Genomic DNA, 21,018 nt, shown 5'->3' with positions numbered 1-21,018 from the left:
GGCAATAGTGTGGGGGCAGGCCCGGCTGGATGCTAGACTTTGCTGACGGACATGAGTGTCCGTTTGCATTTTCTGCATATACATTTTGCACCGCATCAGCCGGATGCCCAGTCAAAGGAGTCGACTCGCTTATGCGTCTTCATTTCCGCTGTTTACTACTACTGCTCCTGATCGCCCTGGCGGCGCCGCTGTCGCCGATCGCTTTCGCCGCCGGCCAGGCGGACGAAGCGCCGCCCGCCCAGGAGGTCGTTCCCGATCCGCTCAAGCGCGAGACGCCGCGCTCGATGGTGTCGGGCCTGATTTCCGCCCTCGCCGAGCCCGACTACGATCGCGCCGCCCAGTACCTCGACATGCCGGCCGGCAGCAACCGCCAGCGCACCAACGCGATCACCCAGGCGCGCAACTTCCACGCGCTGCTGGACGACGGCGGTTCGCTGTCGCCGTTCGTCGCGCTGTCAAACGAGGCCATCGGCAAGATCGACGACGACCTGCCGGGCGAGCAGGAAAACGTCGGCATCCTGACCATCGGGGACAAGAAGGTGCCGATCCTGCTGACCCGTGGCGAGGAAGGCGAGCACCAGGTCTGGCGCGTGTCGCGCGAGACGATCGACCAGGTCGCGCAGGCGGCGCGCCAGGCGCCGGTGGCGCAGGAGCCCGACAAGAGCAGATTCGTCATCGCCGGTGCGCCGCTCGAGGACTGGGCGATGCTGATCGGGCTCGGTATCCTGATCTTTGGCGGCCTGTGGACGGTGGCGGCGCTGATCGTCGCCGCCATGCGCAGGCTGGTGGCCGATGCCGCGGCTAACGGCCTGGTGCGCTTCATGGAGGCGGCGCTGCCGCCGGCCAGCCTCCTGATCGCGGTCGGCCTGTTCTACAGCTGGGCCGAACGGCTGCCGGTGTCGATCGTCGCGCGCACGACCCTGCTGCGCTACACCGGCATCGTCTCGGTCATCGCGCTGGTGTGGTTCGGCCTGCGCCTGATCGATGCGGTCGCCGAGCTGGCCACCGCGCGCATGCAGCGCAGCCAGCGGCGCCAGGTGGTGGCCGTCATCACGCTGGCGCGCCGCGCCGCCAAGATCCTGCTGCTGGCGTTCTCGGGCATCGCCATCCTCGGCACCTTCGGCATCGACGTCACGACCGGGATCGCGGCGCTGGGCATCGGCGGTATCGCGCTGGCGCTGGGCGCCCAGAAGACGGTGGAAAACCTGGTCGGCAGCGTCACCGTGATCGCCGACAAGCCGCTGCAGGTGGGCGACTTCATCAAGGTGGGCGACGTGGTGGGCACCGTGGAGGACGTGGGCATCCGCTCGACCCGCATCCGCACCGGCGAGCGCACCATCGTCACTATCCCCAACGGCGACCTGTCGGCGCGCCAGATCGAGAACTTCGCGGCGCGCGACCGCTTTCTGTTCAACCCGACCATCGCGGTGGGGCCCGAGACGTCGTCCGCCAAGCTCAGGGAAGCGATTTCGATCGTCCAGCAGGTGCTGACCGAACAAAAGAACATGGCCGAGGGACACCGGGCCCGCCTGGGCAGCATCAACGACCGCGCGTTCAACATCGACGTGTTCTCGTACATCGACGTGCGCGAATTCGACACCCAGGTCATCATTCGCGAAAACCTGCTGCTGACCATCTACGAGCGGCTCGAAGCGGCCGGCATCAGCCTCGCCTTCCCGACCCAGAAGATCGTGTTCTCGCCCGAGCAGCTGGCCGAGGCCAGGGAGCAGCTGCTCGGCCACGACAAGGAGGCCGAGGCCGAGCTGGTGGTGCTCGGTAAAGTTACGCCGCCGCCTCGAGCGTGACCATGTCGACGCCGGGCAGGTGGCATTCGCCCACCGCGCGCACCACCGCATCGATCGCGGCGCGGCGGGTGAAGCTCTTGCGCCAGGCGATCACCACGCGCCGTGACGGCGCCGGCGGCAAAAAGGGCACGTAGGCCAGCAGGCCGTTGGGGTCGGCCATGTCGACCACCGAGGCGCGCGGCAGCACGGTGATGCCGATGCCGCTGGCGACCATGTGGCGGATCGTCTCGAGCGACGAGCCTTCGAAGGTGCGCTGCATGCCGTTGCCCGCCGCTGGCGCCGAGAAGCGCGCCATCTCCGGGCACACTTCGAGCACCTGGTCGCGGAAGCAGTGGCCTGCGCCCAGCAGCAGCATGGTTTCGCTCTTGAGGTCTTCGGCCGAGATTTCCTTGCGGCCGGCCCACGGGTGGTTGCGCGGCATGGCCACGACGAAGGGCTCGTCGTACAGCGGCTGCACCGACATGCCATGGTCGGGCAGCGGCAGCGCCATGATGGCGGCGTCCAGCTCACCCTGGCGCAGCAGTTCGAGCAGCTTGTGCGTGTAGTTCTCCTGCAGCACCAGCGGCATCTGCGGCACGGTGTCGATCAGGTTCTTCACCAGGGGCGGCAGCAGGTAGGGCCCGATGGTGTAGATCACGCCCAGGCGCAGCGGGCCGGCCAGCGGATCCTTGTTCTGCTTGGCCAGCTCCTTGATGGCGGCGGTCTGTTCCAGCACCCGCTCGGCCTGGGCCACGATCTGGGCGCCCAGCGGCGTGACGGAGACTTCGGAGCCGCCACGCTCGAACAGGGTCACGCCCAGTTCGTCCTCGAGCTTCTTGATGGCGACGGACAGGGTGGGCTGGGCCACGAAGCAAGCCTCGGCGGCATGGCCGAAGTGTTTGGCGCGCGCAACGGCGACAATGTATTTCAGCTCGGTGAGTGTCATGTTAGGTGTCTCGGACAGGCATCTGCGGTCGGCGCCGCGGCGCCGGACCCGTTTTGGCCATGAAATAGTAGTTTAGCGAGAATCATAGTCGATATAATTGCTCCGCAGGCTACACCACTGCAATTTTTGAAAGGCCAGCATGTCTTCGACGTTCGGTCCGGCGGAAGCCCAGGCCTATATTCACAAGCTGTTGACGGTGATGCACCATCAGGGCGGCTCCGATCTTTTCATCTCGGCAGATTTTCCTCCAAGTATTAAACACCAGGGGGCGATGAAGGCGCTCAGTCAGCAACGGCTCACCGGCGAAGTCACGCGCGCGCTGGCGCTGTCGATCATGAACGAGCGCCAGCGCGCCGAGTTCGAGACCGAGATGGAGTGCAATTTTGCTATTTCCTTGCCCGGCGTCTGCCGCTTCCGCGTCAACGTCTACGTGCAGCAGCAGAGCGTGGGCATGGTGGTGCGCACGATCGCCTCCGAGATCCCCAACTTCGAAAAGCTCGACCTGCCCGAGGTGCTCAAGGACGTGGTGATGACCAAGCGCGGCCTGGTGCTGGTGGTGGGCGGCACCGGTTCCGGCAAGTCGACCACGCTGGCGGCGATGATCGACTACCGCAACAGCAACTCGGCCGGCCACATCATCACGGTGGAAGACCCGGTGGAGTACGTCCACAAGAACAAGAATTGCCTGGTGACGCACCGCGAAGTGGGTGTCGACACCCTGTCGTGGCACCACGCGCTGAAGAACACGCTGCGCCAGGCGCCGGACGTGATCCTGATCGGCGAGATCCGCGATACCGAGACGATGGAGCACGCGATCGCCTTCGCCGAGACCGGCCACCTGTGCCTGGGCACGCTGCACGCCAATAACGCCAACCAGACGATGGACCGGATCATCAACTTCTTCCCGGAAGAGCGGCGCAATCAGCTGTTGATGGACCTGTCGTCGAACCTGCGCGCCATCGTCTCGCAGCGCCTGGTGCGCACCGAGGACGGAAAAGGACGCAAGGCGGCGATCGAGATCCTGCTCAACACGCCGACCATCGGCGAGATGATCCTCAAGGGGAACTTCCAGAACATCAAGGAGATCATGCACAAGTCGCGCGAACTGGGCATGTGCACCTTCGACCAGGCCTTGTTCGAGCTGTACAACAAGGGCCTGATCGGCTACGACGAGGCGATCCGCAATGCCGACTCGGCCAACGGCCTGCGCCTGCAGATCAAGCTGTCGGGCGAACGGCGCGAGCCGGGCGGCGCCGCCGCGCGCCCGGCCGAGCTGTCGATGGCGATCGAGGAAGAACCTGAAGACGAACCCCCGAAACAATGATTCAACCCGTATCCCGTATGCCTTCATTCGAAAACAAGATCTGCACGCGCGCCGAGCTGGCCGCGCGCATTGCCGCACTACCGAAACCCGTGGTGCTGACCAACGGCGTGTTCGACATCCTGCACCGCGGCCACGTGACCTATCTGGCGCAGGCGCGCGCGCTGGGAGGCTCGCTGGTGGTGGCGGTAAACACCGACGCCTCGGTCAAGCGCCTGGGCAAGGGCGACGACCGCCCGCACAACACGCTGGCCGATCGCATGGCGGTGCTGGCGGCGCTGGAAGCGGTGAGCCTGGTGGTCGAATTCGACGAAGACACCGCGCTGGAAGTGGTGCAGCAGGGGCGGCCCGACATCTACGCCAAGGGCGGCGACTATGTGATGGACCAGATCCCCGAAGGGAAAGCCGTGCTGGCCTATGGCGGCCGGGCGGTGGCGATCGACTTCGAGCATGACCGCTCGACCACCAAACTGGTGGCGCGGATCCGCGGCTGACCGGCATGCCGACGCCTCCTGGCCTGGCTGCCGATCTCGAGGCCCTGTATCCGCGCGCGCCGGACGCCATCGTCAATCTCGAGCACGGCTATTTCGGGGCGATGGCGCTGCCGGTGCAGCAGGCGCTGGAGGAGGCGATCCGGCATACGAACACCCACCTGAGTCCTTTTCTGCGCGGCGAGTTCGGAAACCGGCATGCAGAAGTGCTGCGCGCGCGGCTGGCGCAGCTGATCAACGCCGAGCCGCACGAGATCCTGCTCACGCGCAGCGCCAGCGAATCGATGCAGGTGCTGATCGGCCAGTATCGCGCGCTGGAGGCGGGTGATGCGGTGCTGTGGTCCAACCTGGACTATCCGGCCATGCGCTACGCGATGGCTTGGCTCGAAGGGCGGCGCGGCGCGCGTCCGGTCGAACTGCAGTTCACCTTGCCGCTCAGCCGTGACGCATTGCTCGATCATTATGCGACGGCGATCCGCGACACGCCGGGCTTGAAGCTGATGCTGCTGTCCCAGGTCTATCCGGCCAACGGCCAGCAGGCGCCGGTGCGCGAGATCGTGGCGCTGGCGCGCGAGCGCGGCATCGACGTGCTGGTCGACAGTGCGCATGCGCTGGGACAGGTGCCGGTCGACGTGCAGGCGATGGGCATCGACTTCGCCGGCTTCAACCTGCACAAATGGATCGGCGCGCCGCCGGGACTGGGCTTCGTCTACATCCGCGCCGCGCATCTGGCGAAGATCGAGCCGCATTTTGGCGACCGCGACTATGCCGAGGACGACATCCGCGGCCGCCTGCACGCGGGCATGCCGCCGGTGAGCGCCATCATGGCGGCGCCGCGCGCGCTCGATTTCCATGAGATGCTCGGCGGGACTGCGGCAAAGGAAGCGCGCCTGAACTGGCTGCGCAGCTACTGGATGCGGCGCGTGGCCGACCTGCCGGGGCTGCGCCTGCTGACGCCGCTCGACGGCGGGACGGCGCTGGCGGCGTTCACGATCGACGGCATGGCGGCGTGCGACGTGCGCGGGGCGCTGCTGGAGCGGTTCGGCGTGTTCACGGTCGAGCGCCACGTGGGAGACGCGAGCGTCGTGCGCGTGACGGTGGCGCTGACCACGACGACGGGGGAGCTGGATCGCCTGGTCGAGGCTCTGGACCTGCTGGCGCGCGAAGCCGCCGGGCGCGCGGCCTAGGTCTGTCGTTGCTCAGCCTGCCGTGGCGGGCATGCGGTCGTATTGCACCACACCGCCCTCCGACAGCGTGAACGCCAGGTCGCACTGCGCGAAGATGTCGGCATCCACGCCGTCGTGGACCGAGTCGTAGAGCCATGCGGCCATCGCCGCGTTCGCCGCCTGCATCTCGATATCCTGGCCGGGTTTGCCTGCTTGTAGCGCATCGACCAGTTCCTGGACGAAGAAGGGGATGGCGCCCGCGGTCCATTCGGCGCCACGTTCGCGCGCCTCGGCTGCGCGCGGTTGCGCCATCGCCATCAGTGCGGCGGCGTCGACCTGCGTTTCCATGGCCAGCGAAGGTTCGGATTGGTCATCGGTCGTGAAGACGCGTATCAGCATGGTGTCGGCTTTCGTTTCATTGGCTGGATGGGGGCTGGGCCGGGGGCAGCTTGCAGGCGGATGCCGGCGCAGGGTCAACCCGTATGGTACGCGTCCCAGAGCTTGTCGCGGGAACTGTAGATGAGCAAACCACGCAGCGGCGGCGCCGGTGTCACCGGCCGGGGTCCTCAGGCTGAGGCCCTTGGGCTGCGATACTTATAATGAGCGCTGCATCAATCCTCTCAGGAATACCGCGATGACGCTGTCCTTCCATTTACCGATCACGCCCGACCTGGTCCATGGCGCCGTCGAACTCGAGCGCACGGAAGCGGGCCTGCTGCCGCACCGCCTGCCGGCCTGGGCGCGCGCCCAGTGCCAGGATCCGCAACTGGCGATGGCGGAGGCGCAGCCTTCCGGCGTGCGTCTGGCGCTGCGGACAGCGGCGACGGTCGTGGAACTGGTCGTGTTGCCGACCAAGCGCCGCTACGGCGCCATGGCGCCGCGCCCGGACGGCCTTTATGACCTGCTCGTCGATGGCGCATTGACGCAGCAGGCCAGCGCGCCGGGCGGCAAGATCATGGACATCGACATGCTGTCCGGCGCGGCGAAGATGCGGCCGGGAGAACCCCAGCGGCTGCGCTTTGCCGGCCTGCCGCCGGGCGACAAGACCGTCGAGATCTGGCTGCCGCATGACGAGACGACCGAGCTGGTGGCGCTGGATGCCGATGCGCCGGTCGCTCCGCTGGCCGCGACCAGCAAGCGCCGCTGGCTGCACCATGGCAGCTCGATCAGTCAGGGCTCGAATGCAACCAGCCCCACCGGCATCTGGCCGGCCGTGGCCGCGCAGCTGGCCGGTGTCGATCTGCTCAATCTCGGCCTGGGTGGCAGCGCATTGTTGGACCCGTTCACGGCGCGCACGATCCGCGATTTGCCGGCCGACGTGATCAGCCTCAAGCTCGGGATCAACCTCGTCAACACGGACGCGATGCGGCTGCGCGCCTTCGGGCCGGCGGTGCACGGTTTTCTCGACACGATCAGGGAAGGGCATCCGACGACGCCGCTGCTGGTGATTTCGCCGACCTGGTGCCCGATCCATGAAACGACGCCGGGACCGACCATGTTCGATGGCAAGGCGCTGGAAAAGGGCAAGTTGCTGTTCCGGGCGATGGGCAACGACGCCGAGCGCCGGCAGGGCAAGCTGACCCTCGGCGTGATTCGCGAGCAGTTGCAGAAGATCGTCCGGCAGCGCGCGTTGGCCGATGCGAATCTCCATTATCTCGACGGGACGGAGCTTTACGGCCTGGACGACAATGCGCGTTATCCGCTGCCCGACGAGCTGCACCCCGAGGCGGAGGCGCACCGCCTGATCGGCGAACGTTTTTGCACGTTGGCTTTCCGTGCCGGGGTGTTTGGCAATGACGAGACTTGGATTTGAATAGTACTTTTGCTGGAATATAAAACTGTTACCCCTTGACCTGGGAGACTCCCATGACGTTTGAAACCCCCTCGGACAATCTGATCTCTCTGCTGTCGCTCACGCCGCATCCGGAAGGAGGCCATTTCAAGGAGACCTACCGGAGTCAACACCGCGTGAACAGGGCGGGGGAGGTGGCTGACCGTTCTGCCTCGACCGCGATCTATTACCTGCTTCGCGCAAGGGAGAGGTCGACCTGGCATCGGATTCGATCGGACGAGATGTGGCATTTCTATGACGGTGTGCCGATTCGAATCTACGTGCTGGAGCCCGATGGAGGACTCAGCGTTCTCAGACTCGGTAACCCATTGCGGCACGAGGGCGCGCATTTCCAGGTGCTGGTTCCCGCCGGGCGCTGGTTCGCCGCTGAATGCGAGGCGCCGGAGGGCTACAGCCTTGTGGGTTGCACGGTCGCCCCGGGCTTTGAGTTCGAAGAATTCGAGATCGGGGATGAGGCCGTCCTCAGGCAGGATTGGCCCGGGCATGCGGAGCTGATCGCGCGCCTGTCGTAGTGATGAGATTGCGAAGATGCCCTGGATCGATGGCTGCCCTACAAGGAGCGGTTGACCTCGGCCAGAAGCAGACCTTTACTGCCAGTGTTAGGTACCCTAATGACCGTGTTTGCAATCCACCCTACATCGAAGGCAGACGGCTCGTTTGCTGCGGCTTGGTTTGACGATGATGCATTTCACCGTATCTCGTTTACCACCAGCTGTTGAGCTAGTATCAGCGTCCAGTTTAAAATGTTTTAGAAGGAAGATGTGTCGCCTAGAGCAGATAGGAGCTGGGATGGCCACCGAAGTGCTTGCGGAAGAAGCGTGGAATTTCGTCGTTTTCAGACATGGCGACGACTGGGTGCTGACATACCTAGCCGGGAGCGTCGGTCTTTACGAAGTGAGCATTAAACTTAGCAAGGAAGAAGTTGCCCGTATCCGTACCACGCCAGCTTTCGCCAAATCTTTGACAGAACAGTTCCGCCTGACGCACGAAGTGGGCCGTGAAAGGGAACTCCGACCTGCCGTTTGGCCCACCAGAAAGTAATCGCAGTTGAGCCGAACGACAGAGCAGTCTGCGCGCGTTTTGACACACCCTGGGTCGATAGCGGACTGACCAGACCTGCTTTCGACCAGAAGCGGACAGTGAACACCAGTTCAACATTCAAGGATGCACTTCTCATGAATCACGCCCTGACGATTTCCGTGCCTCGCCTCCAGACAGACCGGCTGACGCTGCGGGAATATCGTGTTGAAGACTTCGAATTATTTGCGGAGCACTTGTCGAATCCTGAAAGCTCCGCGCATCTCTGGGCTCGGCAGACCGTCAGACCGCTTGGCGCATCTTCACCTCCCATGCCGGATTGTGGCTCCTGCACCAGGCTGGCTGGTGGTCGATCGAAGACCGGCAGACGGGCCGGCTGGTGGGCAGCGTGGGAGCTTTCTTTCGCGACGAATCAACCGTGATGGAGATGGGATGGAATACCTATCGCGCATTCTGGGGAAAAGGAATTGCGAACGAAGCGGCGGCGGCAGTCATGAAACATGCGTTCGAGGTTCGGCGTGAACCGAAGGTGCGGGCGCTGATCGATTCCGGCAACGAATCATCGCGTCGTGTTGCCGAGCGCCTGGGAATGACGTACGACATGAAGACTGCGCTGAACGGCAAGGAAGTCGATAGTTACGTCCGTCAGCGTACCTGAAGCGGCTGCGATCGCGATACGCCGGTGTCTGCTGTGCTTGTCAGCGGACACACGCCGCATGCAGGCGCCTGCATGAGGGTCGTACTGGGCCTTATCCTGCGACCCAAGGTCGAGCCCGAACTATGTTCCGCCCAGGTAACCGTTCTGCCGCCAGGCCTCGTACACCACGATCGCCACCGTGTTCGACAGATTCAGGCTGCGGTTATCGGGCCGCATCGGCAGCCGGATGCGCTGGGCCGGCGGGAAGGTTTCTCTAAAAGCCGGCGCCAGGCCGCGCGACTCCGGCCCGAACACGAACACGTCGCCCGGCTGGAAGCGCGCGTCGGCGAACGGCGACGAGCCATGCGTGGTGAGCGCGAACATGCGCGACTGATCCGGCTGGACCGCCTCCAGGAAGGCGTCCCAGTTCTTGTGCACCTTCATATTGGCGTACTCGTGGTAATCCAGCCCGGCGCGGCGCATCTTGGCGTCGTCCAGCGGAAAACCGAGCGGTTCGATCAGGTGCAGCTGGGCGCCGGCGTTGGCGCACAGGCGGATCACGTTGCCGGTATTCGGCGGGATTTCTGGCTCGACCAGGACGACATGGAACAACGTATTTCTCCTCATTGGTGTCTGATGCCGATGCGTCATGCATGCGGCGGTGTGCGCGCGAACACGAAGTTCGTGACGCGCGCGGCGCCGGCCTGTTTCAGGACGGTCGCGATTTCGTCGAGCGTATGCCCGCTCGACATGACGTCGTCGACCACGCCCACATGGCGTCCGCGCAGGTCGCCCGCGGCGTCCACCCCGAACGCCCCGCGCACGTTCTTCTTGCGCTCTCCCGGCGCCGCATTCGACTGCGCCGGGGTTTCCCGCACCCGCTGCAAGAGCCGCGGCGCGACCGGCAAGCGCAGCGCGCCGGCCAGCGGTCGCGCCACCTCGAGCGCCTGGTTGTAGCCGCGCTCGACCAGGCGGGCGGGGCCCAGCGGCACCGGGCACAGCACGTCGGGCAAGGCTGGCGCTGCAAAAGCGACGGCGTCCTGCAGCACGCGCGCCATCCACGGGGCCAGCGCCAGCTGGGCGCCAAATTTGAGCTGCAGCACCAGGCTGTCGAGCGGCGCCGCGTAATCGCAGGCGGCCACGGTGGCGTCGAAGGCGGGCCTGCCCGCCAGGCAGGCGCCGCAATGCCGGCCAAGGTCGAGCGCGCCGACCGGATTGGCGCAGCACGGGCAGCGCGTCACGGGCAAAACGTAGGCTTGCTCGCAGGCCGGGCACACGGCTTGTCCCGAATGCCCTCCGCACAAGGCGCAGGCCGAAGGCAGCATGGCGCCCAGCAGGCGGCCGGGCAGTGCGCGAAGGTCCAGCATCGGCTCGACTTCCCACAACCGGTTAAACTGCCGACATTATCTCATTTCGACTTGCTTCCCATGGCTTCTCCTCAATCCCCGTCCAGGCTGAGCGCCCCGATCGACCTGTCCCGCGTGCGCGGGCTGTTCGCCCATCCCAAGCGCATCGCCCCATCGGATTTCTTGCGCCGCGAGATCGCCGAACGCATGCACGAGCGCCTGAGCCTGGTGAAGATCGTTCCCCGGCAGGTGCTGGACGCGGGGTGCGGCGCCGGGGCCGACCTGGGCTTGTTGCAGAAAACCTATCCGGCGGCCCAGATCCTGGGCCTCGATGGGGCAGGGGCCATGGTGCGCGCGGCCAAGGCGCCGGCATCGACCGGCGGCGCGCTCAATCAGTTGTTAAACCGCTTGATGCCGGCCAAGGCCGGCGTCGACCTGCTGTGCGGCGACTACGGCAACCTGCCCCTGGGACCGAACTCGCTCGACCTGCTGTGGTCGAACCTGGCGCTGCACTGGCACCCGCTGCCCGACCGCGTGTTCGCCGAATGGCGCCGCGTGCTGCGGGTGGAAGGCCTGCTGATGTTTTCCTGCTTCGGCCCCGACACCTTCACCGAGCTGCGCACTGCCTTCGCCGCGCTCGACGCCTATCCGCACACCTTGCCCTTCGTCGACATGCACGACTTCGGCGACCAGCTGGTCGAGGTCGGTTTCTCGACCCCCGTGATGGACATGGAACGCATCACCGTCACCTACGACACGCCGCAGGCGCTGCTGGCGGACGTGCGGGCGCTGGGCGGCAATCCGCTGGAATCGCGCCGCCGCGGCCTGATCGGCCGTGCGGCCTGGCAGCGGCTGCTCGACGCCTTCGAGGCGCAGCGCCGGCCGGACGGCAAGCTCGGCTTGAGCTTCGAAGTCATCTACGGCCACGCCTTCCGTCCCGCGCCGCGCACCACCGCCTCGGGCGAATCGATCGTGCGCTTCCAGCCCCGCAAGCCCTGATACCTGCCTTGCATGGCTCATACGTGAATAGTCCCGATTTTCCTTGAATAAAAATTAGTGCTTTAGATATAATCAATTGCTATTTTTCCCGTCGGGCTAATAGAATCGCTTAAAAAAGCGGCAGAATCGGACGAAAAGTAGAAAAAAGAATTGCAGCAGTCGCAGAGTCGCCCGGTCCTGGCAGCAACGTATTGCCAGGTGGGCGAGATGGTTTCCCACCATTCCGCAGCGCAATTACGCGGGACGACCCGGCAAGCCCTTTGCGATCAGTAGGAGCGGGCGCGGTTCGTTCACGAAATTGCTGGGCCCGTTTAAAAATATTCTTATTTTTAGGGTGGTTGGGGACATACATGACATATGCAACGCGACTTCAGGCCGTGCTGTACGGCTTTGCCGTACTCGCAGCAGCCGGCGCCACGCCAGCCCTGGCGCAGCAACAGCCGCTCACGGGCCGGCCTCTCGAGCACCAGCTCAATATGCAGGTTCCCGTCACCGCCGTCGGCGCCGACATCTATTCCCTGCACAACTGGATGATGATCGTCTGCCTGGTGATCTTCCTCGGCGTGTTCGGCGTCATGTTCTACTCGGTGTTCAAGCACCGTAAATCTCTGGGCCACAAACCGGCCACCTTCCACGAATCCACCGCCGTCGAGATCGCCTGGACCGTGGTGCCGTTCCTGATCGTCATCGGCATGGCGCTGCCCGCGACCAAGACCGTGGTCGACCTGAAGGACACTTCGAACGCCGACCTCACCATCAAGGCCACCGGCATGCAATGGAAGTGGGGCTACGATTACCTGAAAGGCGAGGGCGAAGGCATCTCGTTCCTGTCGAACCTGGCCACGCCGCGCTCCCAGATCGGCGAGCCGGGCGTCAAGCCCACCGAGGCGCGCACCGAGAACTACCTGCTCGAAGTCGATAACGAGATGGTGGTCCCGGTTAACAAGAAAATTCGCATGGTGTTCACCGCCAACGACGTGATCCACGCCTGGACGATTCCGGCGTTCGCGATCAAGCAGGACGCCATCCCCGGTTTCGTGCGCGACGGCTGGTTCCGCGCCGAGAAGACCGGCGTCTACCGCGGCAACTGCGTCGAGCTGTGCGGCAAGGACCACGCCTTCATGCCGATCGTGGTGCGCGTGGTGACCGACGCCGAATACACCGCCTGGGTCGAGGGCAAGAAGAAGGAAATGGCGGCGCTGGCCGACGATCCGACCAAGACCTGGACCATCGACGAGCTCAAGACCCGCGGCGAGCAGGTCTACGCCGCCAACTGCGTGGCCTGCCACCAGGCCAACGGCAAGGGCGTGCCCGCCGCCTTCGCGGCGCTGGACGGTTCGCCGAACGTGCTGGGCGACAAGAAGCATCAGATCGACATCCTGCTCAATGGCCAGAAGACCGGCAGGTTCCCGACCGAGATGCCGGCCTGGAAACAGTTGTCCGATACCGAGATCGCCGCCGTGATCACCTATACCCGCAATACCTGGTCGAACAAGGCTGCGGAAAATATCGTTCAACCGGCCGAAGTCCTGGCCGCACGCAAATAATGCAGGGGTAACGACATGAGCACCACGACGATCGACCACGGCCACGACCAGGCGCATGCGCACGACCATGCGCACGACGAACACCACGAGCATCCACACGGCTGGCGCCGCTGGCTGTTCGCCACCAACCACAAGGACATCGGCACCCTTTATCTCTGGTTCTCGTTCATCATGCTGCTCTCGGGCGGCGTGCTGGCGCTGATGATCCGCGCCGAGCTGTTCCAGCCGGGCCTGCAATTCGTGCGCCCCGAATTCTTCAACCAGCTCACCACGATGCACGGCCTGGTGATGGTGTTCGGCGCGATCATGCCTGCCTTCGTCGGCTTCGCCAACTGGATGCTGCCGCTGCAGGTGGGCGCCTCGGACATGGCGTTCGCGCGCATGAACAACTTCTCGTTCTGGCTGCTGCCGCCGGCCGCGCTGCTGCTGGCCGGCTCCTTCCTGGTGCCGGGCGGCGCCACCGCCGCCGGCTGGACCCTGTATGCCCCGCTGTCGACCCAGATGGGTGTCGGCATGGACATGGCGATCTTCGCGATGCACATCATGGGCGCCTCGTCGATCATGGGTTCCATTAACATCATCGTCACCATCCTGAACATGCGCGCGCCGGGCATGACCCTGATGAAGATGCCGATGTTCTGCTGGACCTGGCTGATCACCGCCTACCTGCTCATCGCCGTGATGCCGGTGCTGGCCGGGGCCATCACCATGACCCTGACCGACCGCCACTTCGGCACCTCGTTCTTCAACGCCGCCGGCGGCGGCGACCCGGTGATGTACCAGCACATCTTCTGGTTCTTCGGCCACCCCGAGGTCTACATCATGATCCTGCCGGCCTTCGGCATCGTCTCGCAGATCATCCCGGCCTTCGCCAGGAAGCCGCTGTTCGGCTATGCCTCGATGGTGTACGCCACCGCCTCGATCGCGATCCTGTCGTTCGTGGTCTGGGCCCACCACATGTTCACCACCGGCATGCCGGTGACCTCGCAGCTGTTCTTCATGTACGCCACCATGCTGATCGCGGTGCCGACCGGCGTGAAGGTGTTCAACTGGGTCGCCACCATGTGGAAGGGCTCGATGACCTTCGAGACCCCGATGCTGTTCGCGGTCGGCTTCATCTTCGTGTTCACCATGGGCGGCTTCACCGGCCTGATCCTGGCCGTGACCCCGATCGACATCCAGGTGCACGACACCTATTACGTGGTGGCCCACTTCCACTACGTGCTGGTGGCCGGCTCGCTGTTCGCGCTGTTCGCCGGCTTCTACTACTGGGCGCCGAAGTGGACCGGCCATATGTATCCCGAAGGCCGCGGCAAGATCCACTTCTGGCTGTCGCTCATCACCTTCAACGTCACCTTCTTCCCGATGCACTTCCTGGGACTGGCCGGCATGCCGCGCCGCTATGCCGACTACGCGGTGCAGTTCACCGACTTCAACATGATCGTGTCGATCGGCGCCTTCGGCTTCGGTTTTTCCCAGGTGTACTTCCTGTTCGCGGTGGTGCTGCCGACCATCCGCGGCGGCGCCAAGGCGCCGGCGAAACCATGGGAAGGCGCGGAAGGCCTGGAGTGGACCGTGCCGAGCCCGGCGCCGTTCCACACCTTCGAACATCCGCCGCTGGTGAAATGATGAACCCGCGTAAACCGAACAATCTGCGCACCGCCCTGTGGGTGGGCGGCCTGGCGCTGTTCTTTTTCGCCAGCGTGTTCGTCAAGTTCACGCTGCTGAGCTGAGGCCGGCCATGAACAGCAAGCTCCTGCGCCTGAACCGCACTACGCTCGGCAAGCTGGTGGTGGTGGCGATCGCGATGTTCGGCTTCGGCTACGCGCTGGTGCCGGTCTATCGACAGATCTGCGAAGTGCTCGGCATTAACGTGCTGACCCAGAAGGGCGAGTTCGTGGCGGCGCCGACCAACACCCAGGTGGACACGTCGCGCACCATCACGATCGAGCTGGACGGCAATTCGCAGGGCCCGTGGCGCTTCCGCCCGACCACGCGCAGCATCGACGTGCACCCGGGCGAGCTGGCCACCGTCATGTACGAGGTGGTCAACACCCAGGGCAGGGCGGTCAAGGCCCAGGCGATCCCGAGCTATGCGCCGCAATCGGCCACGCCGCACTTCATGAAGGTGGACTGCTTCTGCTTCCAGGAGCAGACCATGGGGCCGAACGAGGCGCGCCAGATGCCGGTGGTGTTCTTCATCGATCCCAAGCTGCCGCGCGAAGTGAAGAACATCACGCTGTCGTACACCTTCTTCGAGATCGGCGGCGCCTTCAAGGCGGCAGCGGCGCCACCGGCGCCGGCGCCGGCGAAGAATGGATAAGCCACACCAGCGCAAGGCGAATTTTCTCGCCACCATGAAGGCCGTGTTCTGGTCCTTCTTCGGCGTACGCAAGCGCAAGGATTACGAGAGCGATGCCGCCAACCTGAATCCGATCCACGTGATCGTCGCCGGGTTGATCGGGGTCGCGATCTTCATCGGACTGATCATGCTCGCGGTAAGGTTCGCAGTATCGACGGCATAGCTATACCAGACAACGTCGTCCCCGCGGAGGCGGGGACCCAGGTTAATCAGCACAGATGCACAATAATAGAATCACGGAGGAGATAAACATGAGTTCGTCACCAGTGAGTTCCGCAGGCGCCGCGCCTTACTATTACGTTCCCGGCCCGTCGCGCTGGCCGCTGCTGGCCGGCATCTCGATGCTGGTGACGATGGCCGGCGCGTCCGGCTGGGTCAACAGCATGTCGTGGGCGCCGCCGGTGTGCCTGGCCGGCATCGTCGCCATGCTGGTGGTGCTGTACTTCTGGTTCGGCGATGCGATCCGCGAATCCGAAGCGGGCCTGTACGGCAAGCGCATCGACCTGTCCTACCGCTGGTCGATGAGCTGGTTCATTTTCTCTGAGGTGATGTTCTTCGGCGCCTTCTTCGGCGCGCTGTTCTACGCGCGCGCAATCTCGATGCCCTGGCTGGCCGACCTCGACCACCAGATCCTGTGGCCCGACTTCTCGGCGCAGTGGGGCAATACCGGTCCTGCCAACATCGTCGACGGCTTCCGTACCATGGGACCGTTCCCGATCCCGACCATCAATACCGCGCTGCTGCTGACCTCCGGCGTGACGCTCACCATTGCCCACCACGCGCTGCGCGCCGGACACCGCAACAAGACCGCGATCTGGCTGGCGGCGACGATCTTGCTGGGCGCCGTGTTCATGGGTTTCCAGGCGTATGAATACATCCATGCCTACCGCGACCTGAACCTGAAGCTGACCTCGGGCATCTATGGCTCGACCTTCTTCATGCTGACCGGTTTCCACGGCTTCCACGTGACGATGGGGGCGATCATGTTGGGGGTGATCCTGTACCGCGTGATGAAAGGGCACTTTACTGCAGACAACCACTTCGGCTTCGAAGGCGCCGCATGGTATTGGCACTTTGTCGACGTGGTGTGGCTGGGCTTGTACGTTGTTATATATTGGTTGTGATGCAAATGAGGGTTGAACGCGTCGGCGGCATAGCCGCCAACCCTACGTAGGGTTGGCGGCTCCGCCGCCGACGCGTTCAATCAACGCAGGCCGGTCGGCGCAATCCATCCTAGCTGGTGCGCCGCCAGCACGCAAAGGAACAACACGATCGACAAGCCGACCCGCATCGCCAGCGCATTGACGGTGCGGTTGCTGCGCCCCTTGTCGCGCATCAGGAAGAACAGGGCCGACCCGAGGCTGGCCAGGATCAGGACGAAGGCGATGGCGACGAAGATTTTCATGGTGGACCCGCGAAAGGTTGAGGCTTCATTGTAATGCGGTTCGGCTTGCGTTTTCGCCCCGTCGCCTTCGCCGCGGCCCTGGTCGTGGCCATCATCGGCATCCTGCTCGGCAACTGGCAACAGGGCCGGGCCGACCATAAAACCGCTCTGCAGGCGCGCCAGCAGGCGCGCGCCGCCGAGCCGCCGCTCGAACTCACTCCCTCTACCAGGATCGGCCCGGACGACGAATTCCGGAGCGTGCTGCTGCGCGGCGAATTCGTCGCCGGCTGGCCGGTGTTCCTCGCCAATCGCCCGATGACGACCCGGTCCGGGGCGCAGTCCGGGTTCTATCTCGCAATGCCGTTTAAAATAGCGGGTTCGGACACGCACGTGCTGGTGCTGCGTGGCTGGCTGCCGCGGCCCCCCGGGGCCGAATACGGCAAGCTGCCCGCGTTCGCCACGCCCGCCGGCCCCCTCGTGCTCAAGGGCAGGATCGTGTCGACTGCCGGCAAGGTGATGGAGCTGGGCGAGGGGCCGCCGCTGGCGCCCGGCGCCCTGGTCCAGAACCTGACGCCCGAGGCGCTGGCCGCGGCCAGCGGCCTGACGCTGCAGCCCTTCGTGGTGCAGCAGACCCAGGCCGCCGGCCGGCGCGATGTGCTCGCCCGCGACTGGCCCGCGCCTTCCGCAGGCATCGACAAACACCGCGGCTACGCCTTCCAGTGGTATGCACTGGCGGCGCTGGCCGTACTTTTTTACGTGATAACGGGATTTCGACGTGGCTCAAGAAAAAATCGCTGACCTCCATGACCCTGCAGCCGCGCGCCGCCGCGGCCGCATGAAACTGCTGGCCGTGCTCCTGGTCTGCGCGCTGCCGATCATCGTGTCCTATATCACGTTCTATATCGTCAAGCCGGATGGCCGCACCAACTACGGCACCATCCTCGATGCGCGCAGCTTGCCGATTCCCGAGATGGCCACCACCATGCTCGACGGCAAGCCGCGCACCTTGGCCGACCTGAAGGGCAAATGGGTGATGCTGCGCGTCGGCGGCGGCGCCTGCGACGATGAATGCCAGCGCCAGCTGTACGCGATGCGCCAGTGGCGCACCATGCAGGGCAAGAACATGGAGCGCATGGAGCGGGTCTGGCTGATCACCGACAACGAGCCGCTCGATACCGTCCTGATGCGCGAATACGACGGCATGGAGCTGCTGCGCGCGCCCGCCGCAACGGTGGCGCAATGGCTGCCGGTCGCACCCGGCCAGAAACAGGGCGACCACATCTACCTGATCGACCCGCTCGGCAACCTCATGATGCGCTTCCCCTACCAGCCGGAGCCGGGCCGCGTCTACAAGGACATCGCCAAGCTGCTCAAGGCCTCGTCCATCGGTTGAGCCTTCCCGGTTGCGCTTCACAGTCACAGTTAAAAGAAATACATGGATCTGTCATCACTGCTTCACCTGCTCCTGATGGGGCTGCTCGTCGCCAGCTTGCCGCTGGCCATTGTCTGGATGTCGGCCGATCCCAATAAATACCGCAAGCTGGTCTGGGTGATGGTGTTTCTGACCTTCGACCTGATCGTGTTCGGCGCTTTCACCCGCCTGACCGACTCGGGCCTCGGATGCCCGGACTGGCCGGGCTGCTACGGCGAAGCCAATCCCTTCCTGGCTCATGAACACATCGCCGCCGCCGAAGCGGCGATGCCGACCGGCCCGGTGACCGTTGCGAAAGCGTGGATCGAGATGATCCACCGCTATCTGGCGATGGGCATCGGCGCGCTGATCCTGGCGCTGCTGTTCACGTCGGTCAAGCAATGGCGCCGCACCCACAACGAGGTCTTCAAGCCGGCCATGCCGCTGGCACTGCTGGTATCGGTGCTGGTGCAGGGCGCGTTCGGCGCCTGGACCGTCACGCTCAAGCTGCAGCCGGTGATCGTCACCATCCACCTGCTGCTGGGCATGATGCTGCTGGCGATGCTGGTGTGGATGGGTTGCCGCGAAGACTACCTGTTGAAACCCCCGCCGCTGGCGCGCAGCCTGGGGCAAGTGCGGGACCTCGTGCGCCGCCTGCGCGGCCTGCGCATCCTGTCCCTGCTGGCCGCCGTGGTCCTCACCGTGCAGATCGCGCTCGGCGGGTGGGTGAGCACCAACTACGCCACCATGGCTTGCGACACCTTCCCGCTGTGCCAGGGCGCGCTGGTGCCGGAACTCGACTTCGAGCACGGTTTCCACCTGTGGCGCGAACTGGGCATGACGAAGGAAGGTCATTACCTGCCGTTCTCGGCCCTGGTGGCGATCCACTGGGTGCACCGGGCGTTCGCGCTGGCGGTGGTGCTGGTGCTGGGCCTGGCGGCCTGGCGCGCCTGGCATTTGCCGGAAGTGGGCACGACCGCGCGCCGGCTGCTGCTGGTGATGGTCGTCCAGCTGTTCACCGGCATCGCCACCGTGTACTTCGACTTCCCGCTGGCCATCGCCGTCATGCATAACGCCGGGGCGGCCCTGCTGGTCATTCTGGTGACCATGTTAAACTACCGGGTGAAGTTCCAACTCGACGCGGCCCGCGCTGCCCCGGCGCCCGAATTTGCCGAAGCGTTGCCACGCCAGCATGCCCCCTAAATGACGACCCAGACCGCCATCCACAAGCCTCCGAGCCGGTTCTCGCAATACTGGACCCTGACCAAGCCGCGCGTGACGCAGCTGGCGGTGTTCTGCGCCGTGATCGGGATGTTCCTTGCCACCGACGGCTTCCCGGGCTGGCAGACGCTGGTCGCCGGCACGGTCGGCATCTGGCTACTGGCTGCTGCCGCCTTCGCGGTGAACTGCCTGGTCGAGGCCAAGGTCGACGCGCGCATGGCGCGCACCGCGCGCCGCGCCACCGCCTCGGGCGAACTGAGCCAGTCGCAGACGATCGCTTTCTCGCTTCTGCTGGGCGGCCTGGGCATGGTGATCCTGTACGCCTTCGTCAATCCGCTGACCATGTGGCTGACCTTCGTCACCTTCGTCGGTTATGCCTTCATCTATACCCTCCTGCTCAAGCCGAACACCTCGCAGAACATCGTCATCGGCGGCCTGTCCGGCGCCATGCCGCCGGCGCTGGGCTGGGCCGCGGTCGCCAACGAAGTGCCGATGGAAGCCTGGCTGCTGGTCCTGATCATCTTCATGTGGACCCCGCCGCATTTCTGGGTGCTGGCCATGTATCGCCGCGACGAGTACGCCCGGTCGGGCCTGCCGATGCTGCCGATCACCCACGGCATGAAGTTCACCGGCCTGCAGGTGTGGCTGTACACGATCGGCCTGGCCGCCACCACCTTGCTGCCGTTCGCGGTCGGCATGAGCGGCCTGATCTACCTGGCGGCCGCCGTGCCGCTCAACGCCATCTTCCTGCGCCACGCGTGGCGGGTGCACCGCAACTACAGCGACCTGGCCGCGCGCAAGACCTTCACCTGGTCGATCGTCTACCTGTCGCTGCTGTTCGCGGCCTTGTTGGTGGACCATTACTTCAAGTTCTGATGACGGGTCAAAAGATGAAGACACTCCTGGGGGTACTCGGATTCACGGCCGTCGCGCTGCTGGCAGCCGGCTGCGACAAGGTGGGCGCGAAGCTGGGAAGCGCGCCGCCGGCCTTCCACAACACCGACGTCACCGGCGTCGACTACGCGAAGGGTTTTGCGCTCACCGACCATACCGGCAAGCCGCGCACCCTGCAGGATTTCAAGGGCAAGGTGGTGGTGGTGTTCTTCGGCTACACCCAGTGCCCCGACGTCTGCCCGACCACGATGGCCGAGATGGCCACGGTGATGAAGGAACTGGGCCCGGCGAGCGACGAGGTGCAAGTGCTGTTCATCACCGTCGACCCCGAGCGCGACACGCAGGAGCTGCTGTCGCACTACGTGCCGGCCTTCGACAAGCGTTTCATCGGCCTGTACGGCGACGCCGCCGCGACCGCCAGGGTGGCCAAGGAATTCAAGGTGTTCTACGCCAAGGCGCCGGGCACCGACCCGGGTAGCTATACGGTGGACCACACGGCCGGCAGCTTTGTGTTCGACAAGCAAGGCCGCCTGCGCCTGTTCGTGCGCCACGGCCAGGGCCCGGCGCTGATCGCCCACGACCTGCGCCAACTGTTATGATGGTGTAAACACCATCGACG

Annotated in this window: 24 protein-coding genes; 19 read left to right on the top strand and 5 right to left on the bottom strand. The window is 64.8% G+C overall.

The features are described 5' to 3' along the window. Positions 1-131 precede the first annotated feature (131 nt). Positions 132-1,805, top strand: a complete 1,674-nt coding sequence (locus ACZ9AQ_RS14950) for a mechanosensitive ion channel family protein (RefSeq protein ID WP_429203964.1) — start codon at positions 132-134, stop codon at positions 1,803-1,805. On the opposite strand, the gene ACZ9AQ_RS14945 is transcribed toward ACZ9AQ_RS14950, so the two are convergent. Next, complete coding sequence (locus ACZ9AQ_RS14945) at positions 1,783-2,730, bottom strand: hydrogen peroxide-inducible genes activator (protein WP_429203966.1); 948 nt, start codon at positions 2,728-2,730, stop codon at positions 1,783-1,785. The two genes, ACZ9AQ_RS14950 and ACZ9AQ_RS14945, sit on opposite strands and share 23 nt — an antisense overlap. Before the next feature lie 139 nt (positions 2,731-2,869). Between ACZ9AQ_RS14945 and ACZ9AQ_RS14940 the strand changes: the two genes are divergently transcribed. Genes ACZ9AQ_RS14940 through ACZ9AQ_RS14930 form a run of 3 tightly spaced genes read left to right on the top strand, consistent with a single transcriptional unit; the run spans position 2,870 to position 5,729 of the window. Beyond that, positions 2,870-4,054 carry a PilT/PilU family type 4a pilus ATPase gene (locus tag ACZ9AQ_RS14940; protein WP_429203968.1) on the top strand — a complete coding sequence of 395 codons (1,185 nt, stop codon included), beginning with the start codon at positions 2,870-2,872 and terminating at the stop codon, positions 4,052-4,054. Between the two features lie 17 nt (positions 4,055-4,071). After that, positions 4,072-4,545 carry a D-glycero-beta-D-manno-heptose 1-phosphate adenylyltransferase gene (gene rfaE2, locus ACZ9AQ_RS14935; RefSeq protein ID WP_429203970.1) on the top strand — a complete coding sequence of 158 codons (474 nt, stop codon included), beginning with the start codon at positions 4,072-4,074 and terminating at the stop codon, positions 4,543-4,545. A gap of 5 nt (positions 4,546-4,550) precedes the next feature. Next, positions 4,551-5,729: an aminotransferase class V-fold PLP-dependent enzyme gene (locus tag ACZ9AQ_RS14930; protein WP_429203972.1), complete on the top strand. Its 1,179-nt coding sequence runs from the start codon at positions 4,551-4,553 to the stop codon at positions 5,727-5,729. A gap of 12 nt (positions 5,730-5,741) precedes the next feature. Here the strand turns inward: ACZ9AQ_RS14930 and ACZ9AQ_RS14925 are convergent, their stop codons facing one another. Continuing rightward, a complete protein-coding gene (locus tag ACZ9AQ_RS14925; RefSeq protein ID WP_429203973.1) occupies positions 5,742-6,107 on the bottom strand; it encodes a hypothetical protein in 366 nt (121 codons plus the stop codon). Positions 6,108-6,342: 235 nt separating this feature from the next. Between ACZ9AQ_RS14925 and ACZ9AQ_RS14920 the strand changes: the two genes are divergently transcribed. The 4 genes from ACZ9AQ_RS14920 to ACZ9AQ_RS14905 all read left to right on the top strand — a co-directional run bounded on the left by ACZ9AQ_RS14920 (position 6,343) and on the right by ACZ9AQ_RS14905 (position 9,256). Further along, the gene (locus ACZ9AQ_RS14920; RefSeq protein WP_429203975.1) at positions 6,343-7,521 is read left to right on the top strand and encodes a GDSL-type esterase/lipase family protein; all 1,179 of its coding nucleotides are present in this window, start codon (positions 6,343-6,345) and stop codon (positions 7,519-7,521) included. A 53-nt stretch (positions 7,522-7,574) separates the two neighbouring features. Beyond that, positions 7,575-8,072: a cupin domain-containing protein gene (locus ACZ9AQ_RS14915; protein ID WP_429203976.1), complete on the top strand. Its 498-nt coding sequence runs from the start codon at positions 7,575-7,577 to the stop codon at positions 8,070-8,072. A 277-nt stretch (positions 8,073-8,349) separates the two neighbouring features. Then, a complete protein-coding gene (locus ACZ9AQ_RS14910) occupies positions 8,350-8,601 on the top strand; it encodes a hypothetical protein (RefSeq protein WP_429203977.1) in 252 nt (83 codons plus the stop codon). Positions 8,602-8,863: 262 nt separating this feature from the next. Beyond that, complete coding sequence (locus ACZ9AQ_RS14905; protein WP_429204226.1) at positions 8,864-9,256, top strand: GNAT family N-acetyltransferase; 393 nt, start codon at positions 8,864-8,866, stop codon at positions 9,254-9,256. Between the two features lie 120 nt (positions 9,257-9,376). Here ACZ9AQ_RS14905 and trmL read toward each other — a convergent pair whose 3' ends face one another. Then, positions 9,377-9,847: a tRNA (uridine(34)/cytosine(34)/5-carboxymethylaminomethyluridine(34)-2'-O)-methyltransferase TrmL gene (trmL, locus tag ACZ9AQ_RS14900; protein ID WP_429203979.1), complete on the bottom strand. Its 471-nt coding sequence runs from the start codon at positions 9,845-9,847 to the stop codon at positions 9,377-9,379. A gap of 35 nt (positions 9,848-9,882) precedes the next feature. Continuing rightward, the gene (locus tag ACZ9AQ_RS14895; protein ID WP_429203980.1) at positions 9,883-10,602 is read right to left on the bottom strand and encodes a ComF family protein; all 720 of its coding nucleotides are present in this window, start codon (positions 10,600-10,602) and stop codon (positions 9,883-9,885) included. A gap of 60 nt (positions 10,603-10,662) precedes the next feature. Between ACZ9AQ_RS14895 and ACZ9AQ_RS14890 the strand changes: the two genes are divergently transcribed. The 6 genes from ACZ9AQ_RS14890 (at position 10,663) to ACZ9AQ_RS14865 (ending at position 16,613) form a co-directional block, all read left to right on the top strand. Continuing rightward, the gene (locus ACZ9AQ_RS14890) at positions 10,663-11,580 is read left to right on the top strand and encodes a methyltransferase domain-containing protein (protein WP_429203981.1); all 918 of its coding nucleotides are present in this window, start codon (positions 10,663-10,665) and stop codon (positions 11,578-11,580) included. A 350-nt stretch (positions 11,581-11,930) separates the two neighbouring features. Further along, the gene (coxB, locus tag ACZ9AQ_RS14885) at positions 11,931-13,127 is read left to right on the top strand and encodes a cytochrome c oxidase subunit II (protein ID WP_429203983.1); all 1,197 of its coding nucleotides are present in this window, start codon (positions 11,931-11,933) and stop codon (positions 13,125-13,127) included. A 15-nt stretch (positions 13,128-13,142) separates the two neighbouring features. Continuing rightward, a complete protein-coding gene (ctaD, locus tag ACZ9AQ_RS14880; protein WP_429203985.1) occupies positions 13,143-14,756 on the top strand; it encodes a cytochrome c oxidase subunit I in 1,614 nt (537 codons plus the stop codon). 112 nt (positions 14,757-14,868) lie between these two features. Beyond that, positions 14,869-15,450, top strand: coding sequence for a cytochrome c oxidase assembly protein (locus ACZ9AQ_RS14875; RefSeq protein WP_429203987.1), 582 nt, complete (start codon positions 14,869-14,871; stop codon positions 15,448-15,450). Beyond that, positions 15,443-15,652, top strand: coding sequence for a DUF2970 domain-containing protein (locus ACZ9AQ_RS14870; RefSeq protein WP_429203988.1), 210 nt, complete (start codon positions 15,443-15,445; stop codon positions 15,650-15,652). Before ACZ9AQ_RS14875 ends, ACZ9AQ_RS14870 begins: the two co-directional genes overlap by 8 nt. An 88-nt stretch (positions 15,653-15,740) precedes the next feature. Then, positions 15,741-16,613, top strand: coding sequence for a cytochrome c oxidase subunit 3 (locus ACZ9AQ_RS14865; RefSeq protein WP_429203989.1), 873 nt, complete (start codon positions 15,741-15,743; stop codon positions 16,611-16,613). 80 nt (positions 16,614-16,693) lie between these two features. On the opposite strand, the gene ACZ9AQ_RS14860 is transcribed toward ACZ9AQ_RS14865, so the two are convergent. Continuing rightward, the gene (locus tag ACZ9AQ_RS14860; RefSeq protein ID WP_429203990.1) at positions 16,694-16,894 is read right to left on the bottom strand and encodes a twin transmembrane helix small protein; all 201 of its coding nucleotides are present in this window, start codon (positions 16,892-16,894) and stop codon (positions 16,694-16,696) included. A 33-nt stretch (positions 16,895-16,927) separates the two neighbouring features. On the opposite strand from ACZ9AQ_RS14860, the gene ACZ9AQ_RS14855 reads away from it, so the two are divergent. Genes ACZ9AQ_RS14855 through ACZ9AQ_RS14835 form a run of 5 tightly spaced genes read left to right on the top strand, consistent with a single transcriptional unit; the run spans position 16,928 to position 20,998 of the window. Continuing rightward, entirely contained in the window at positions 16,928-17,671 is a 744-nt protein-coding gene (locus ACZ9AQ_RS14855) for an SURF1 family protein (protein ID WP_429203992.1), read from the top strand. A gap of 37 nt (positions 17,672-17,708) precedes the next feature. Further along, complete coding sequence (locus tag ACZ9AQ_RS14850; RefSeq protein ID WP_429203994.1) at positions 17,709-18,266, top strand: SCO family protein; 558 nt, start codon at positions 17,709-17,711, stop codon at positions 18,264-18,266. 42 nt (positions 18,267-18,308) lie between these two features. Continuing rightward, complete coding sequence (locus ACZ9AQ_RS14845; protein WP_429203995.1) at positions 18,309-19,487, top strand: COX15/CtaA family protein; 1,179 nt, start codon at positions 18,309-18,311, stop codon at positions 19,485-19,487. Then, a complete protein-coding gene (gene cyoE / locus ACZ9AQ_RS14840) occupies positions 19,488-20,381 on the top strand; it encodes a heme o synthase (RefSeq protein WP_429203997.1) in 894 nt (297 codons plus the stop codon). 14 nt (positions 20,382-20,395) lie between these two features. Continuing rightward, positions 20,396-20,998: an SCO family protein gene (locus ACZ9AQ_RS14835; protein WP_429203999.1), complete on the top strand. Its 603-nt coding sequence runs from the start codon at positions 20,396-20,398 to the stop codon at positions 20,996-20,998. Positions 20,999-21,018: the final 20 nt, after the last annotated feature.

Source organism: Massilia sp. UYP34, from assembly GCF_056279385.1.
This window is presented reverse-complemented; position numbering and strand designations above follow the sequence as displayed.